This is a genomic window from Bacillus sp. FJAT-22090, assembly GCF_001278755.1.
Lineage (GTDB): Bacteria > Bacillota > Bacilli > Bacillales_A > Planococcaceae > Psychrobacillus.
In genome coordinates this window covers 2,326,170-2,343,818 of the sequence record NZ_CP012601.1, presented here as the reverse complement: position 1 = coordinate 2,343,818, position 17,649 = coordinate 2,326,170, and the positions used below count along the sequence as shown (strand labels likewise).

The following is a 17,649-nucleotide window of genomic DNA, read 5'->3' as shown; positions in this document are numbered from 1 at the left end:
GATATTTTGCTATCCTTTAATGCGTGAGTAAATTTATATAAATAACACTTTGGAGGGATTTACATGGCAGAACGTATGGTAGGTAAACAAGCACCAAAATTTACAATGGATGCAGTAATGGCGGACAAATCTTTTGGAAAAGTAAACTTAGAAGAGATTATGAAAGAAGATAAATGGACAGTATTATTCTTTTATCCAATGGACTTTACTTTTGTTTGTCCGACTGAAATTACAGCAATGTCAGATCGTTACGATGAATTCCAAGATTTAGATGCAGAAGTTATCGGAGTTTCAACAGATACAATTCACACGCATTTAGCTTGGATCAACACAGCTCGTGAAGACAACGGTTTAGGTGATTTAAAATATCCACTTGCAGCAGATCCCAACCATCAAGTTGCTCGTGAATATGGCGTACTAATTGAAGAAGAAGGAGTAGCACTTCGTGGTCTATTCATCATCAACCCAGAAGGTGAACTACAATATCAAGTAGTAAATCACAACAACATTGGCCGTGACGTAGATGAAACACTTCGTGTATTACAAGCTCTTCAAACTGGCGGTCTTTGCCCAGCAAACTGGCGTCCAGGTCAAAAAACACTTTAATCTTATAAAGTAATTGTAATTACTGATAAGGATTAAAGTCTCCGGCGGATGTTACAGATATTGTATTTAGGCAAGAACAATACAATACCTGAGCTTAGATGCCCCAAGGAGAATTTGACTAATTATGTAACGGAGGAACTGTAAATGAAATTACGTACACCAATGCCTGAACTTACAGGTGCTACTACATGGTTAAATGGAGAAGTCTCCACTAGCGAATTAGTCGGTGAAAAGCCAACTTTGGTTCACTTTTGGTCAATTAGTTGTGGATTATGTAAGGAAGCAATGCCGAATGTAAACGAATTTCGTGATCAATATAAAGACGAACTAAATGTTGTTGCTGTACACATGCCTCGTTCTGAAAAAGACGTGGATTTGGATGAAATTAAAAAAGTAGCAGCAGAACACAATATTACACAACCTATTTTTGTTGATAGCGAAATGAAGCTTACAGACACGTTTGAAAATCAATACGTACCAGCTTATTACGTCTTCGACAAAGATGGACAACTTCGTCATTTTCAAGCAGGCGGAAGCGGCATGAAAATGTTAGAAAAACGTGTTAATCGTGTATTAGACGAAATGCGTAACGCAGAATAATAAAAATTATTAAGCCAAGAACGGCGGATCTTATAGGATTCGTTTAGTTCTTGGCTTTTTATTATGGCTTTGGGATACCAAATTTCCAGGATTTAACATGTAATTGAGAGTAAATGGTCTTCATTATTAGTATAGAAACTCCATATATTGGGGTTATATCTCCATTTTTTATTAACTACCGTATGCACCTTTAATTGTGCTAAAATTGCTTCAATAGGGGTGAGACAATCGGATGGATAAGTTTATGAAGAGAGCAGTGGAGCTTGCGGTTGAGAACGTGGAAAACGGTGGACAGCCATTTGGAGCCGTGCTTGTGAAAGATGAAGAAATAATAAGCGAAGGTGTAAATGAATTACATATCAATCATGATGTTAGCGGACACGCAGAGCTACTTGCAATTCGCCGTGCCCAAGAGCAGTTACAAACAAATGATCTTTCTGGATATACAATGTATGCAAGTGGTATGCCTTGTCCTATGTGTTTTGCAGCAATGAACTTTGCAGGATTAGATAAAGCATATTATTGTGCAACGCTTGAAGAGGCTAAAGCTGTGGGGCTTGGTAAATCAGCAATCATTTATGAGGATTTGCAGAAAACAGAAAAAGAACGCACTTTTGTAATGGAACATATGAAACTTCCAGATGAATTAAGAAACCCAATGACATTATGGAAGAAACAAATGGATAAATAATTATGACAATAGTATTACGGGTGCCTGGCACCAGAGATACTACTGTCATAAAAAGGGCGATGGGTTGAGTGAATGAGAGAAAAATGGCATAGGGGGATTTTTGTGAAACCGATTATTGGTGTTTCTTCTAGTTTGAAAGAGGAAGCTCTTACTGTTTCTATGGACAATATTGAAGCAGTTGTTGCTTTTGGTGGTGTTCCGTTTGTTTTACCGAATCTAATCGGTGATGGGATTGATTCCATTGTTGAAACGTTGGATGGTTTACTTTTGACGGGAGGAGGAGATATTGACCCGACTTTGTTTGGGGAAGAGCCTTTTGAAGGTCTTGGAAGTATTACTCCGGAAAGAGATGCTTTTGAAATAGCTATTATTGAAAAAATGCTTGCTCTAGATAAGCCGATATTTGGGATTTGCCGTGGTGCTCAAATTTTAAATATTGCAGTTGGTGGAGATATGTATCAAGATATTTATTCGCAAACGGAGAGTAAGCTTTTGCAGCATGATCAAAAAGCACCTCGTTGGCATGCTTCTCATTATGTGCAGGTGACGAAGAATTCCTTATTACATGAAATTACACAATCGGAAGAGTTTAAAGTAAATAGCTTCCATCATCAGGCAAACCGCATGGTCCCAACTGGTTTTGAGGTTAGTGCTGTTTCAAGTGATGGGATTATAGAAGCATTTGAAAGTAAAAGTCACCAGTTTGTCCTTGGGGTCCAATGGCATCCTGAATGTTTATTATTGAAAAATGACATGACATCCGCTTCTATTTTTAGAGCATTTATAGAAGCATGTGTTAAATAACTCTCGAGGGAAACGACTGTTTTGGAGCAGTCGTTTTTATTATGCTCGCAAAGTTAATAATTATTTAATTGTAGGAAAGGTAATATTTTTTAGTCATGAATGTTTTCAAATTGGGGAAGCTAGATGGAGTATTAAAAAAGGAGGTTTTTTTGCAAATGTGGCGTTTGATTACTCTCATGAGCTCCTTATGTGCATTTTTCTTTCTTAATTCCTCCGTTGCTATGGCTGCTGAAGAGCCGACACGAGAGCAAATATTAGAAATGCGCATGGATTACTATATAAAGTACTCGAGTTTAACGTTGCCATGGTACTATTTAGCAGCAGTCGATCAATATGAACGAAACATTCAACAAGTTAGGAACGATATTCCTGAACGAGATGGCATTGTGGCTATTCAGTTTTCGGATAATTATTGGACAGGTATACTCAATCCTCAAAAAGACGATATTGACATGACCTCTATTGTTTTATTTGAAGGAAATGGGTCGGATGGCAATAAAGACGGGTATGCGGATCGTAAAAATGACGATGATGTGATGTATACAATGTCTGAACATTTAAGCGAATATGGGCCTTCGGAAAAAGATTTTAAACGAGCATTAAAGGATTATTATCATAAGGATGAAACCGTTAGACAAATTCTTACAATTGCAAAAATTTATGAAGAGTTTGAAACAATCAATTTAGATAAAAATGCCTTCCCTTTGGCGCTTCAATATAATTATAGCTATCGAAGTACATGGGGGGATAGGCGAGGTTGGGGCGGTCGAAGAATGCATGAAGGTACCGACCTGTTTGCATCTCATGGTGTTCCAGTTAAATCAACTACGTATGGAATGGTGGAAACGATGGGCTGGAATGATTATGGTGGGTGGAGAATTGGTATTCGTGATATGCACAACAACTATCATTATTATGCCCATTTAGCTAATTATAATAAAGGGATTAAGGAAGGCGATATCCTTGAACCCGGCACTGTAATTGGATACGTTGGAAGTACCGGATACGGGAAAAAATGGACCTCTGGAAAATTTCCTCCCCATTTACACTATGGTATTTACAAGTTCAACGGCCGAATTGAATGGGCATATGATCCTTTCCCTTCATTGAAACGCTGGGAACAAGAAGAACGAAAAGCGAAGAAAAGAAAGTAATTACTGTTACAGAGTTGTTACTGGTGCCTGGCACCAGTAACAACTCTGTAATATTTAGACAAGCATTGATATCCAAAAAAAATGTTGGAATAAGACACCACTATAGATGAGAAGGGCTACAACTAATAAAAGTTGGATATATCTTTTGGGTTACACTTTAGTCATAATGTATATTAATAGAAGAGGAAGAGAAATTTTTATGAAATAAAATCCAACAATACTAGTATCGTATAGGAGTTGGATTAGTGGATTTGCTTCTGATATATGGTTGTTTCTAATGCCGTAGTCGGTGAAAATGGAATCAAGTATGGCTAATACTAATAAATAGATGGACGCTGTGATTAGTGTATTGTTTGTATAATACATATTCTTTTGATTCATAGTTTTTTATATTCTTCCTTCCATATTTAGCTAAGTGATTTCACAGTTTTATTATGCGGAAATTGGTGTTGAATTATACGTTATTGGTTGGGTTATTATTCAGAAGTTGAAATCTTATTTATTCAAAGGGTGGAGATTAACATGAAAAATGTTTCGTTTGTTTCTTCTTGGAGTGGTGGGAAGGATTCTGCGATGGCTTTTTATCGGGCATTAAAAAGCGGGATGGTTCCGAAAAAGATACTAACGATGTTTGAAGAGGATGGAGAGGTTTCTAAATCGCATGCGCTACCTTATGAGGTGGTACAAGCCCAAGCAGATCGTCTAGGTGTGCCTTTCTTAATAAAAGGGGCAAGTTGGAATTCGTATGAGGAACGCTTTATCGAGGCAATGAATGAATGTCGATCCGAAGGAATTACACATGGAGTATTCGGTGACATTGATTTAGAAGGGCATTTGGAATGGGTGCAGAAAACATGTGCAAAATCAGATATAGTTGCTGTACATCCTTTATGGCAGGAGCCACGTAAATCGATTGTGAAAGAATTGTTGGATGCAAACTTCGTGGCTTATATTGTGGTAGTAAATACGAAGATGATGTCTGCAAACTACGTCGGATCACGCTTTACGAAAGAAATTGTGGATGAGTTGGAAGCAGCCGGTATTGATTCGTGTGGAGAAAATGGAGAGTTTCACACAATCGTTGTGGATGGTCCGATTTTTTCAGAGAGGGTTCCGATAGAAATAGGTAGTCCAGTAGAAAAAGGGGATTATGTATTTTCACCGGTTATATTGAAAGGGTAAAAACTTTTTTGTCTATTTTTCGATTATTTTTTACTTAATAGGGTATCGTAATGAAGAAAATACATATTATCACGATCAAATGTTGGAGGTAACTCATGACGAAAATGAATAAAGGAATAATTACTGCGTTATCCGCGATAGGAATTGCGCAAGGATTAAAGATATTAACACACAAAAAACTAACTGGTAAATGGGATTTGAAGCAAGCATTAACGACAGGTGGAATGCCAAGTTCTCACTCTGCAGGGGTATCCGCACTAGCTGCTTATGTTGCTGCGAATAAAGGAACACGCCATACGGAAACTGCTCTTGCAGTTGTGTTCGGTGTTATCGTAATGTACGATGCACAAGGTATAAGAAGACATACCGGAGAAATTGCACAGTTGGTAAATGATTTGGAAGATAATATAGCAACTTTATCGGGGAACTTTCCAAGTTTTGAATACATTCAACGTGAAGAGGAATTGAATGAACTACTTGGGCATCAACCTGTGGAAGTTGCAGCCGGTGCGCTGTTAGGAACAGCTTATGGTTTACTTTGTGCAAAACTTGAAAATGAACGTGATGAGCGAAAAGGAATACGTCGAAAAATAGGACCTCATAAGTCATAGGCTTGTGAGGTTTTTTGTTGCAATATTATTACGGGTGCCTGGCACCAGTAACCACTTTGTCACAAAGAAAGAGCATGATCCTTCATGCTCTTTTTGTATTCTTTGTTATTCTACTGATTTTGAGTACTTTTTATTGTCTCCATCTTTAAATTCAATTTCTAATTCAAAATTGGTGAATTCGTTTATTCCAAATTGTTCTGTGACGCGGTCGATTACTTCTTCCTCTCTCATGTCTTTTGTTAGCTCCAACTCTACAAAAATAGGCTCTAACAATGCATAAGCAGCATCACCTTTTAAATCTGTAGAAGCAAGTATATTTTTATATATGGCATCTGCTTTCGAATCTTTCATATCAACTTCTGCATGTATAATATTTTCGTTTTCAGTCGTGCCTATATTTAAATTAAAATATTGAAAGCTTATTTCTTTTTGAGAATTCTCATCGGTCTGTAATTGATTTACAGTTTCATCTTGTTGCGGGTTGGTTGCTGTACCATTAGGTGTTTTTTCTTCCACTCTTTCCTCGTTATTGTTCGTTCCACAAGCTCCAAGTAAAAGTGTCGCCGTCAAAAATGTCGTTGTTGTTAAAGAGTATTTCTTCATCTGATAAATAAACTCTCCTCTCAGAACTTTAAAAGCCCTTACTAATAAATATCCAATATTAATTGAATATAAACAGTATGATCATGACAAAAGCCAATGTTACAAAAGTGTTACGGGTGCCTGGCACCAGAAACAAAGAAAAAAAAAGAAGAAAAAAAGAAGAAAAAAAGAAGAAAATCTTGTGGAATAATAAGTTTGAGATAACCGGTGTAGAACTTTAGTAAGTAAGATTTGTATGAGTGTTTTTGTCTTAATACGTTATAATAGGATATGTAGTGGGAAAAATATATAATTTTTTTAGGAGGATGGGTTTGATGTCGACTTATAAAGAGGTTGTTTCGGTAAATGAATGGGAGGAGCTTTTGCAGAATTCGAATAAAAAGCCATTTTTGCTTTTTAAGCATAGCACGACTTGTCCAATAAGTGCATTTGCTTATGGAGAGTTCAATTCTTTTGATTCACCGATTGATACGTATTTAGTAAAAGTGATTGAAAGTAGAGAAGTTTCGAATGGAATTGAAAGTGATTTGGGTATTCGTCATGAATCTCCTCAAGCATTTTTGATACGGGATGGGAAAGCGGTTTGGCATGCTTCTCATCGCAAAATTACTAGCAAAGAATTAACAAAAGCAGTGGAAACTATTTAGGGAAGTGTAGGAGTATGGAAGCCATATTGAAGGTAGAACAATACTTAATTGATAATGCGGAGAAGATTATTCGTGAGATTACGGATATGGCGCTTAAAAATGTCGATTATGAAATATCAGATGAGCTGCTGGAACAGTCTATACAACAAAATATTGAGTTTTTAGTGTTATTAGCAAAATCTTTTAAAGAGACCGATGAAAAGGCAGCTGAGGAGTTAATTAAGTGGAGTAAAAACTCAGGTGAACAACAAGCAGCTGCTTTTGGTCGTTTTTCAACACTTATTAAGCCTTATGCTAAAAATCGTTTATTGTATTTAGACTATATTACTCAAATATCCATTGATCATGGATTGGCAACTAAAGAAGTGGCGATGATCAATAATCGGATTTGTTATTTAATGGATGTTAGTCTAACCGAAACTCTTTTAGCTTATGAAACATACCGAGATGAGTTAATGCATGAGCGACAAAAAGAAATAAATAAACTATCCGCACCTATTGTTCCAATTCAAAAAGGAATTGCCGTATTACCTTTAATTGGAGTGTTGGATTACCCGAGGGTACAGCATTTATTAAATCATGTTGTGCCTACCATTCCAAGTTTAGACGTCGAGCATTTAATTATCGATTTTTCAGGAATTCTTACAATTGATAAGGAAGTTGCTCAGAATATTTTTGTTATTCATAACGTACTAGATTTACTTGGAATTAATTTAATTTTAACTGGAATGCGTCCTCAAATATCAATGGCTGTTGTCCATGGAGGTATAGACTTTACTTCCTTTCATACATACGGTAGCGTGAAACATGCAATTGATAGTATCAAAAATGGACAATAAAAAATCCAGTCTCTCTTTTTAGGAGGGACTGGATTTTTTATTATTGTTTTACCATATTCACTAGCATATGAGCTAGTCCGTGTTGTTGTTCTTGATTTCCAGATTTCCATAATTCTTTTAATAGATTCTCTTCTCTATTTCTTGGTTCTTCATTGGTGGCTAAGTAATTCGCAACCACTTCGGCTGTCTTTGCTAATTGTTCTTCACTAAGACCAAGGCTTTCTCCTTTTGCCACTTTGTCTCCTAAATAAGATTTAAAGGTTGAAAAACTTGATAAGATTTCTTCTTTCTTTTCAGGGTTAACGTTATTCATTTCTTCCTGTACTTTTCCTTGAATATTATCCATCTTGTTTACACTCCCTTTCATTTATTACATCGTGTTTAGCCTTTTTTTCCGAAGTTTAAACAATAATTTACAAGGGTAGCTAAATATTGTGATGAATTATGAATGATGTATAAAAAAGGAGATGACAGGTTATATGAGATTTGACGATGATTTTTATTGGAGAAGTACACTTTCATTTTTACCTGAGCTTTTATTAGCTTTAGTGGTATTACTAATTGGTTTTTTTATAGCAAAATTTTTAGAAAATGTGACATATAAAGTATTGCGAAAGTTACATGTCAATGAAAAACTCGGTAATACAAAATCCAAGTGGACAGTTGAAAAGGTAATAAGTAAAGTAGTTTTTATTATCGTTTTATTGTTAGCATTTGTTTTATTCTTTAATATTTTGAACTTGAATTCTATCGCGACACCTTTTGTCTCTATGTATTCAGGTTTAACAGGAGCTTTCTTGAATATTTTGAAAGCTGGATTGATTTTATTATTTGCTTGGGTGTTAGCAACAGTCGTGAAAAAAGTTATTCAAGCTGCTGGTAACAAGCTTAATTTAAACAAGTATGTTGAAAAGACGGGAGTAAAAGCGAAAGAGGAAGACCAAGCAAAATGGATAGATACAGCAGCTAATGTTGCATACTATCTAATTTTCTTGCTATTTATTCCTGCTGTATTAAGTGCTCTTGGAATAGATGGATTGAGCGGACCTTTTGAAGGAATGGTTGCTAGTTTCTTTCACTTTATTCCTAAGTTAATATCTGCTGCTATCATTTTTGCGATTGGTTGGTTTGTTGCGAAACTTGTTAGTAATTTAATAGAGAAGTTTTTACAATCTGCAGGTGCCGATCGTTTAGCTCATAAGCTGAAGCTTTCATCATTCTTTGAAGGGACGAGCGTTTCAAAAGTTGTAGGAATTATTGCATTTGTTTTAATTATGATTCCTGTTACTATTTCTGCATTGGATATTTTAGATATAGACGGAATTTCAGAACCTGCAGTTGCTATGTTAAACGACATTATGGCAATGCTTCCTAAAATTGCGATTGCAATATTGCTAGTCTTAGTAGGTATTGTAGCCGCAAGATGGGTGAAGGATATTGTCGTTTCATTGCTTGAAAAACTTGGCGTAAATTCAATCTTTGGTAAGATGGGCTTCAATTCGACTTCGGGAGCTGCTCCTTCATTTGCAGCATTGCTTGGAACAGTCGTTCAAGTAGTGATAATCTTATTGTTTGTTGTGGAAGCACTTCAGTTATTAGAGCTAGACTTTATGGTTGTTTTAGCTACTGGTATTTTCGCTTATTTGCCATCCGTTATCGCTGCAATTATAATTTTAGCGGTAGGATTTTGGTTAGCGAACTTAGTTGAAAAACTTGTTGGAAGTTTAATGAAACATGCATCAGGAACACCGCATTTCTTACGCTATGTTGCAAAATATGCTATCTTAGCATTTGCATTCTTCATGGCTTTAGATCAATTAGGAATTGCTGCTTCTATTATTAACTCAGCGTTTATCTTAATATTAGGTGGCGTTGCGTTGGCATTTGGTCTAGCTTTTGGTCTCGGCGGACGAGAGCATGCTGCTCGATATTTAAGTAAAATGGAAAGAAGTTTAGAAAACGCTGAAGTAACGAAGGAGAATTATAGAGTACAAAAAGAAACAATGAAAGAATCATTCAAAGAGAATTTCAAAGGACGTACACAGGCTGAAAAGAGTCTAAAAGGAACAAGACCACATGTAGATGAAGTTAATCCAGTAAATGATAGCGGGATCGGAGAGTCAAACAACAACGGAGTGGAGCCTGGAGATACGGGGTATAATATTCCATCTACCGATGATTTGTATCCTTATGACGATCTACCACCAACAAATGATCGACCTGATACAAATAAATAAAGCAAAAATGAAAAAGCTCTGGTCAATAAAATGCCAGAGCTTTTCTTCAATATATCTGGGAGTCAGGAACTATTACAAATTTGTTACTGGTGCCTGGCACCAGTAACAATATCTTAACAATTCAAAACTAATTCGATTTTCGTAAATTATTGTAGTAAAAGAATTTACGATTTTGTTAGAGTCTTATATACTTAAATGATGAGAATGTGAAAAAGAGATGTAAGTCGAGGTGTTTTTGTATGGCAAGAGGTCGAAAAGTAGATTCTGATGGGGCAGTGACTAAACGCCTACTCCTTGATATAGCAATTGAACAGTTTGCTGAGTATGGTTACCATGATACGAAAATAAGTGAAATTGTAAAAAAAGCAAAATTCACACAGCCTACTTTTTATTTGTATTTTAAAAGTAAAGAAGCTATTTTTCAGGAAATTACAGAATCCTTTCAAAAACAGCTTAGAATTTTAACATCCGAAAGCCTCTTAGAAGAAAACATAGAAGATAGTTCATTAAAAAAAGAAATACAGTCCGGATTAATCAAAATGTTTACCTTTTTCTCAGAAAATCCTTTGTTGACCCAAATTGGTTTTTTTGAAGCTGAGTCAGCCAGGGAGTTGAAAATGAATATGGTTAAACATGTGACGGAAAATTTGGAAGCAGAAAAAAAACTGGGATATTTTTCTCAAGATTATCCGATGAACATAGTAGCAGAGAGCCTTGTAGGATCTATTGAAAGGTTAACTCTCCATGAGATATTAACTGGTCGTAGTACCCCAGATGATCTTGCAAAGGTTCTAGTAGATATATATTTTTCTGGCATTAAAAAAATAGCTAATAAGAACGCACTATTGTCATAGAGATCCTATGATGAAAGTGCGTTTTTTCATGTGCTTACCAAGTTCAAGACTTTTTGTTATCTAGTATTACAGGTATATTACGGGTGCCTGGCACCAGAAATTGTTTTGACATACAGAAATAACACAATTTATTAACGCTAGGTTAATAGTAGGTGGTTACAATGAATCTCTAATAGAAAATTTTATTTAGGGGGAATGAATGTTGAACTTTAAAACAAAGTTAATCACTGGAGTTACGGCAGCAAGTATTTTATTGGCAGGAAGTCAGTCTTATAATGTATTAGCGAAAGATCAAAGTCCTTATTTTGAGTATCGAGCAGATAATTTAAAGATTTCCCAGATTGGTCAATATGATAGCGAATCTGGAATTGGTGGTACGGAAATCTTAGCTTATGATGAATCCTCGAAAAAGGCTTTCGTAACGAATGGTGCAAAATCAGGCATTGATATTCTTTCTTTTAAATCACTCAAGTCAGAAAAGTATACAGAGTTAAAATTAGAAAAGCGTATTCTTTTAAAAGATTTTGGAATTAAGAATGTAGATGATATTACAAGCATTGCAGCACATCCTACGAAAGATTTAGTTGCGATTTCGGCTGTGGCTAATCCGAAAACCGATCCAGGGTACATGGTTTTTATTACCAAAGCTGGTAAATATTTAAATAAAGTGCAAGTTGGTTCTTTACCTGACATGGTGACTTTCACACCTGATGGATCGAAAGCGATTGTTGCGAATGAAGGAGAGCCAAGTACAGATTATAAAGTGGATCCAGAAGGAACGGTTTCCATAATAGATGTGACGATGACAGCAGATAAATTTAAGGCAAATACGTTATCTTTCCATGGTGTACAACTAGATGACAAGGTGCGAGTAAGTTCAAAAGGAACGACTATGCAACAGTTAGAGCCGGAATATGTGACGGTATCTGAAGATAGTAAACTTGCTTATATTTCGATGCAAGAGAATAATGCAATTGCAACTGTAGATTTAGTAGAAGGAAAAATTCTTCACGTGAAAGGACTTGGGGTGAAGGATCATTCTGTTATTGGAAATGAACTTGATGGTAAGCGTGATGGAAAAACAGTCATTGAGCGATTACCGCTACTTGGTTTATATATGCCTGATGCGATTGATACTTTTACTTCAGGAGGAAAAACATATATTTTAACTCCGAATGAAGGAGATGCAAGAGACTATGAGGCATACTCCGAGGAAGCTGAAATTGGTGACATCGCAGATAAGATAAAATTAAGAGCTGAAAATTATGCCGGATTTACGCAAGAAGAGTTAGATAAAATGGTAGAAGATGGGCTTTTAAATGACATGAAAAAAACAAAAGTCACGATGGAAAATGGATTAGCAGCGGATGGAACATACGAAGCTTTATATTCATATGGTGGTCGGAGTTTCTCTATTTTCGACGCTGAATCGATGGAACTTGTATATGATAGTGGAAATGAATTTGAAAAAATAACAGCAAAAGCTATGCCGGAAGTATTTAATTCAGATAATGAAGAAATCGCATATGATAAACGAAGCTCTGCAAAAGGACCAGAACCAGAAACTGTAGTAAGTGGTGAAGTGAATGGGACGAAATATGCCTTTATTGCTTTGGAGCGTGTGAGTGGTATCATGGTGTATGACTTATCCAATCCGATTGAACCAGAATTTGTTCGTCTGATTTCAAGCAGAGATTACAGTGAGGATATTAAAGGGGATGTTTCACCTGAGGGACTTCGTTTTATATCCGCAGAAAAAAGTCCAACAGGAAACGCACTTCTTGCTGCTACCCATGAAGTATCGGGCACCGTAGCTATATATGAATTAAAAGCAGATATACTAAATAAAAAACTTCTATTAAAAGAGAAGCAAGATAAAAAGAACGAAAAGTAAATAGAATAGTAGAAAAAACAGCCCCAAAATAACTAAAATATTTGGGGCTTTTTTTATGTTGCAGGAGTATTACGGGTGCCAGGCACCTGTAGTACTCCTGCAACAAAGGCTCGATCTCCATACTTTTATTTTTACATGGTTGGAAGTATAATAGTTTTAAATGATTTAATTTTCAGATAATTATCGAGCGATTCACATTACAACGACAAAGGGGTTTGGGAGATGTTTGTTTCTGAAAAGTTGGCACTACATGCTTTAAATCAGCCTGAAAAAGTAATTACGAAGTTTGAAGGAAGAGAAACGACATATGCAAAGTTTTTTGAACAGGCTAAGCGTTTAGCAGGGTATTTTCAAGAAAAGGGATATAAAAAAGAGGACATTATAGCTGTTTATTTGAATAACTCCGATTACTTTTTAACTTGTTACTATGCATGTCAGCTTGGGGGATTTACGGTATTGCCAGTGAATACGAAGCTAACCGCTCCAGAGGTGGATTATATTTTTAAACATTCCAAAGCAAGTGTGCTTATATATGATGTTTCTTTCAATTCTGCCCTAGAGGAAATTAAAGATACGTTTGAACAATTTGAAGATTATTTAAGAGTTGGAGAAGATGATAGTTTACAAGCTGTTTTAATGGACGAAACCATTCCATTTAATGATACGCCTATTCATCCAGAGGATACGACAGTTATTTTTTATACGTCAGGAACAACCGGTAAACCAAAAGGGGTTATGTTGACAGCTGCTAATGTAAAAGCGGCAGCAGAGATTTGGGGCGAAGCGGTAGGGTATAAGGACAGTGACCGTGTACAAATTGTTACTCCTTTATTTCATTGTGCGGCTAGTCATGTTTTCTGTATTCCTGTCATTTATGCAGGGGGGACTATTGTCATTGAAGAAGCTTTCTCACCTGAGAAAGCACTCAATACAATGGAGAAAGAAGAAATAACTATTTTCTTTGGGGTACCGGCGATGTATATGATTTTATTGAATACACCTAAAATGTCTGAAATAGAGCTTCCTCATTTACGTCTCTTTACATATGGAGCTGCCCCAATGCCGTATGAGCTCGTTCGAAAAGTGAAATCGTTCTATCCTAATGTCAAGGTGCAAAACCTTTATGGGCAAACAGAAAACTCTCCCGCTGCTACCACCTTGAAAGACCATTTTGCTTTAGATAAGGTTGGCTCAGTTGGAGAGGCATTACCTCAGACAGAGGTGCAAGTAGTGAATGAATTTGGCGAACAGCTCCCTGTCGGCCAAGTTGGGGAAATTGTAGTAAAGGGTCCACAAGTAATGAAGGGATATTTAAAAAATGAAGAGGAAACCAGACAAGCGATACAAAATGGATGGTTATATAGTGGAGACTTAGGTAGATTTGATGAGGATGGGTTACTTTATATAGTAGATCGTAAAAAAGACATGATCATTCGAGGAGGGGAAAATGTATATCCTGTAGAAGTAGAAGAAGTGTTATATCAAATTCCCGAAGTTCTTGAAGCAGCAGTAGTGGGGGTGCCCCATAAGATTTATGGTGAGGTACCAAAAGCTTTCGTTGTAATAAAACCAGGTCAAACATTAACAGAAGAAGATGTTTTATCTTTTAGTTCAAAACAACTGGCAAAATTTAAATTACCTGCAGAAGTAGTTATAATCGAAAGTCTCCCTAGAAACGCAAGCGGAAAAGTCCTAAAAAATGCATTGAGAAGTGAAGGATAGTTACGAGAAAATAAAAAAGCATTTCATTCCTTTATGAATGAAATGCTTTTTCTTTATTTTTATTGCAGAATTTTAACTTTTAAGCTTTTTAACTGGGAAATATTGATTGTGTATTTATTTTCAGTAGTAACAAAAATATTCCCGTTAACAAATTCTCTTTTTGCAGTTCTAATATCTGTATTTGTTTCAAAAGCTAACTCTTTTCCACCTTGAAAAACAAGATAGAATTTGTACTTTTTAAGTCCACTTATTTCTCTCAATATTTCCACTCCTTTACAAATGAAGTATATCATGTAATTTGAACCATTATCAATGATTCCTTTTTAATTAATATTACCTAAAAAATAATAATTTAACGATGTTGTTACTATTCAATTAATAATTTTATGAGTAAATTTGCCACAACATAAAATACCTACTGCAAAGCAATAATATGAATTATTACAGGTGCCTGGCACCTGTAATAATTCTGTAATTATATTTTTTCATAAAAAATTACAGTTTGAAGTATCTTTATGCTGAGACATTTGTTGAGTTCTGACCTTAGAAAAATAAACCTAAAGTAATAAAAGTAATTATTAATTATATATATTTGATATTTTTGGATATATAAAAGATAGAAATGAAAAATATTTAATAGATAAATTAAATATTTTAAGTTTAGTGACAATAGTCTGTGTGATGATAGTTCTATTCGAAAAATATGACGTTTTGGATTTCTTTGACGGAGAGAAAATAGAGTGTTATTTATAATATTAAGGAAAACTTAGGAAATTATATTTCTAGTAATTTCCATTACAACTATTACAAGAATAATAAATTTATTTTTCAATTTAGGTTTATCTCCTATTTATATGGGGGATGAAAGTAATGTGGATGTAAGTCAAAAGTTGGTAATTCATAAGTAGTGCAATGTTTTCAACACATATAGAGGGCACTTCGCTAATTGAGTATTTTAGAATAGTCGGAAGTTACTCCTAATATTTTGGTGGTTTCATAGAAAGCACAAGGTCAGGAATATCTGTAAGTAAAAGGTGATTTATTTGTTCTACTATCTGAGAACGGATGATTACTTTTGAAGGCAGTTATTTTATAAATTTTACTAAATTATATAACAAGGGAGATGTATGGAATGTCAGGAATTATTCGCGTAACACCCGCTGAGCTTGATGCTATGGCTGGACGTTACAACCATGAATCAAGTGAAGTAGCTTCTCAAATTGGTCGTCTAGATGGAATGATCGGGGAGCTTCAATCTATTTGGGAAGGTGCTTCAAGTGCAGCGTTTGCTGAGCAATATGAAAGATTAAAACCACACTTTAATGAAATGCGTGAGCTTTTAAGTGAAGTTGGAGTTCAATTAAGCCGTGCTGGTCAAGCGCTTCAAGACGCAGACCAACAAATTGCAGGACAAATTCGCGGATAAGTGGTTCCTTTTTAGTTGGGTTAAATAAAGAGCGTGTTCCTCATTGGAAGACGCTTTCACGTTGACAAAATCAAATTTCGAAGGTGTCACTTCAGACTGTCTTGAAAACGCTTGTCATTCGAGACACGCAGCACGATGCGGAAGCGAATAGAACTTATTAGTTCATGAGCTTACAAAGAAGTGCAAGTAACGAAGAATGCGAGCGTTTGTCAACAGTCTGAGAGCGTGTTCCTCATTGGAAGACGCTTTTTCCTTAAGAATATAGATTGTTCCAATTTTCATTTCACATCACCATCAATAAACGACTGTCGCTTTTTAAGGAGGTACGAATTATGTATATAGAGATTACGGTAGATCTTTCGAATTATGAGAGTAATGTAATCGATTTAAGGCTTTCTAATTATTATACGATGAAAAAAATGATTGATATTGCATGGCAAGCAAATTCAATTTCCAGTACTCCGCGTGAAGGGCATTGGGTTCGAGTAGTTAATAAGGATAAAATCTACCCAGGGCATCTGACGATGGAAGCGTGTGGGATTACGACCGGTGATCGTATTGAAATCATTTGAAGGAGCAATATAAATGGCGACTAACATACATACATATTTGAAAAATCGGATAGGAGCAGAAATTAATCAAGAAGATAATAAAACCACTTTTGTATTCCAGAAGGAACGAGTTGGTTTTAAAAGGACTTCTGAGATTATATTTCTGAAAGAAGTTAATCCAAAAATTACGAAAGACATAGTCATTACAGATGACGAATTGATCATTCAAGCAGAAATTCCTAATACCTTTAAACGATTTAGTGAAATCCATAAGGAAGATGAAAAATCTCGATGGATGTTCGCCTATCAGCTTGTTGAGAAGGTTCATTCCCACCCATATCCACGCCTCAATCTCATTGTCTGCCCAGAAAATACTGTATATAGCAGAGGAATGGAGCCTCTCTTCATTTATTATGGAGTGCAAGGCAGCCTTCCCCCATTTGAAAAAAATGAAGAACGCTTTTGGTTAGAGACGAAAGCAGTTGCAGCAGCTGCTATTGATGGATCCTTCACATTTGAAGAGTACTTAAAGTATTCGGAGATTCTAGAGTTAAAAGAAATCGGTTCATCCATCATGTCGATGCAAGACAGCCAATCATTACTGAACTATATTAGTGAACAGCTTGACCAGCTAGAAATTAGAGAAAAAGAAAATGTTAGGTTGCCACGCAAAAAGTGGAAAATTACAAAGGGCTTATCTATCGGATTTGGGGTTTTACTACTCCCTGCAATCGTTTTTACTATTATTTATTTCATTCATGAAAAACCCAAAAACGAAGCATATACCCTTGGCCATGAATATTTTCTAGGTCAAAATTACAGTCAAGTTGTTACCGAACTGAGTCCATATAGTGTCAAGTCCATGCCGTATGTCGTTCTTTATGAACTTGCCTATTCTACCGTTACAAATGAGCGATTAGACGAGGAACAGAAAAAGAATGTGCTTTCTAACATAACTCTTCAAACTGATGTAGATTATTTGAAGTATTGGATTTACATAGGTCGAGGAGAAGCGGAGAATGCAGTTGATATAGCACGTGCCATGGAAGATGGAGAGCTAATTACTTATGGATTATTGAAGAGAAGAGAGGAAATAAAAGCAGATCAAGATCTTTCAGGAGAAGAAATTCAAACACTTGTAGAGGAAATAGATAGAGAAGTAGAAGAATATGAAAAACTGATGGAAGAAGAAGAGGAATCCGATAACTAAGTGGAAAATAACAACGGA

Annotated in this window: 20 protein-coding genes; 16 read left to right on the top strand and 4 right to left on the bottom strand. The window is 35.7% G+C overall.

Annotation, left to right across the window (positions count from 1 at the left end):
* The first annotated feature begins 63 nt into the window (after positions 1–63).
* The 5 genes from AM499_RS11850 (at position 64) to AM499_RS11830 (ending at position 3,855) form a co-directional block, all read left to right on the top strand.
* Positions 64–606, top strand: coding sequence for a peroxiredoxin (locus AM499_RS11850; RefSeq protein ID WP_053590413.1), 543 nt, complete (start codon positions 64–66; stop codon positions 604–606).
* A gap of 144 nt (positions 607–750) precedes the next feature.
* The gene (locus AM499_RS11845; protein WP_053590412.1) at positions 751–1,206 is read left to right on the top strand and encodes a TlpA family protein disulfide reductase; all 456 of its coding nucleotides are present in this window, start codon (positions 751–753) and stop codon (positions 1,204–1,206) included.
* Positions 1,207–1,438: 232 nt separating this feature from the next.
* Entirely contained in the window at positions 1,439–1,897 is a 459-nt protein-coding gene (locus AM499_RS11840; protein ID WP_053590411.1) for a nucleoside deaminase, read from the top strand.
* Positions 1,898–1,999: 102 nt separating this feature from the next.
* A complete protein-coding gene (locus AM499_RS11835) occupies positions 2,000–2,701 on the top strand; it encodes a gamma-glutamyl-gamma-aminobutyrate hydrolase family protein (protein WP_053590410.1) in 702 nt (233 codons plus the stop codon).
* Positions 2,702–2,856: 155 nt separating this feature from the next.
* A complete protein-coding gene (locus AM499_RS11830; RefSeq protein WP_053590409.1) occupies positions 2,857–3,855 on the top strand; it encodes a M23 family metallopeptidase in 999 nt (332 codons plus the stop codon).
* Positions 3,856–4,005: 150 nt separating this feature from the next.
* On the opposite strand, the gene AM499_RS21690 is transcribed toward AM499_RS11830, so the two are convergent.
* The gene (locus tag AM499_RS21690) at positions 4,006–4,236 is read right to left on the bottom strand and encodes a DUF5658 family protein (RefSeq protein WP_231687448.1); all 231 of its coding nucleotides are present in this window, start codon (positions 4,234–4,236) and stop codon (positions 4,006–4,008) included.
* Between the two features lie 141 nt (positions 4,237–4,377).
* On the opposite strand from AM499_RS21690, the gene AM499_RS11825 reads away from it, so the two are divergent.
* Together AM499_RS11825 and AM499_RS11820 are read left to right on the top strand one after the other, a co-directional pair.
* Positions 4,378–5,037: a Dph6-related ATP pyrophosphatase gene (locus AM499_RS11825; RefSeq protein WP_053590408.1), complete on the top strand. Its 660-nt coding sequence runs from the start codon at positions 4,378–4,380 to the stop codon at positions 5,035–5,037.
* A gap of 95 nt (positions 5,038–5,132) precedes the next feature.
* Positions 5,133–5,648, top strand: coding sequence for a divergent PAP2 family protein (locus AM499_RS11820; protein ID WP_053590407.1), 516 nt, complete (start codon positions 5,133–5,135; stop codon positions 5,646–5,648).
* Between the two features lie 105 nt (positions 5,649–5,753).
* On the opposite strand, the gene AM499_RS11815 is transcribed toward AM499_RS11820, so the two are convergent.
* On the bottom strand, positions 5,754–6,251 hold the full coding sequence (locus AM499_RS11815; RefSeq protein ID WP_053590406.1) for a YusW family protein: 498 nt from the start codon (positions 6,249–6,251) through the stop codon (positions 5,754–5,756).
* Positions 6,252–6,565: 314 nt separating this feature from the next.
* Between AM499_RS11815 and ytxJ the strand changes: the two genes are divergently transcribed.
* Both ytxJ and AM499_RS11805 read left to right on the top strand, forming a co-directional pair.
* Entirely contained in the window at positions 6,566–6,898 is a 333-nt protein-coding gene (gene ytxJ / locus AM499_RS11810; protein ID WP_053590405.1) for a bacillithiol system redox-active protein YtxJ, read from the top strand.
* Between the two features lie 26 nt (positions 6,899–6,924).
* Positions 6,925–7,737 (top strand): STAS domain-containing protein, encoded by an 813-nt coding sequence (locus tag AM499_RS11805; protein ID WP_197275551.1) that lies wholly within the window; start codon positions 6,925–6,927, stop codon positions 7,735–7,737.
* 40 nt (positions 7,738–7,777) lie between these two features.
* On the opposite strand, the gene AM499_RS11800 is transcribed toward AM499_RS11805, so the two are convergent.
* Positions 7,778–8,083: a DUF3243 domain-containing protein gene (locus AM499_RS11800; RefSeq protein WP_197275550.1), complete on the bottom strand. Its 306-nt coding sequence runs from the start codon at positions 8,081–8,083 to the stop codon at positions 7,778–7,780.
* A 133-nt stretch (positions 8,084–8,216) separates the two neighbouring features.
* On the opposite strand from AM499_RS11800, the gene AM499_RS11795 reads away from it, so the two are divergent.
* The 4 genes from AM499_RS11795 (at position 8,217) to AM499_RS11780 (ending at position 14,444) form a co-directional block, all read left to right on the top strand.
* Positions 8,217–9,974, top strand: a complete 1,758-nt coding sequence (locus AM499_RS11795) for a mechanosensitive ion channel (RefSeq protein WP_053590402.1) — start codon at positions 8,217–8,219, stop codon at positions 9,972–9,974.
* A gap of 239 nt (positions 9,975–10,213) precedes the next feature.
* A complete protein-coding gene (locus tag AM499_RS11790; RefSeq protein ID WP_053590401.1) occupies positions 10,214–10,828 on the top strand; it encodes a TetR/AcrR family transcriptional regulator in 615 nt (204 codons plus the stop codon).
* A gap of 199 nt (positions 10,829–11,027) precedes the next feature.
* A complete protein-coding gene (locus AM499_RS11785; RefSeq protein ID WP_053590400.1) occupies positions 11,028–12,722 on the top strand; it encodes a choice-of-anchor I family protein in 1,695 nt (564 codons plus the stop codon).
* A 222-nt stretch (positions 12,723–12,944) separates the two neighbouring features.
* Complete coding sequence (locus AM499_RS11780; protein ID WP_053590399.1) at positions 12,945–14,444, top strand: class I adenylate-forming enzyme family protein; 1,500 nt, start codon at positions 12,945–12,947, stop codon at positions 14,442–14,444.
* Between the two features lie 59 nt (positions 14,445–14,503).
* Here the strand turns inward: AM499_RS11780 and AM499_RS11775 are convergent, their stop codons facing one another.
* Positions 14,504–14,704, bottom strand: coding sequence for a hypothetical protein (locus AM499_RS11775; protein ID WP_053590398.1), 201 nt, complete (start codon positions 14,702–14,704; stop codon positions 14,504–14,506).
* Between the two features lie 872 nt (positions 14,705–15,576).
* Between AM499_RS11775 and AM499_RS11770 the strand changes: the two genes are divergently transcribed.
* From AM499_RS11770 to essB, 3 genes are all read left to right on the top strand, one after another.
* Positions 15,577–15,870 carry a WXG100 family type VII secretion target gene (locus AM499_RS11770; protein WP_053590397.1) on the top strand — a complete coding sequence of 98 codons (294 nt, stop codon included), beginning with the start codon at positions 15,577–15,579 and terminating at the stop codon, positions 15,868–15,870.
* 332 nt (positions 15,871–16,202) lie between these two features.
* On the top strand, positions 16,203–16,442 hold the full coding sequence (locus AM499_RS11765; protein WP_053590396.1) for an ESX secretion system protein YukD: 240 nt from the start codon (positions 16,203–16,205) through the stop codon (positions 16,440–16,442).
* 13 nt (positions 16,443–16,455) lie between these two features.
* Complete coding sequence (gene essB, locus AM499_RS11760; RefSeq protein ID WP_053590395.1) at positions 16,456–17,631, top strand: type VII secretion protein EssB; 1,176 nt, start codon at positions 16,456–16,458, stop codon at positions 17,629–17,631.
* The last annotated feature ends 18 nt before the right edge of the window (positions 17,632–17,649 follow it).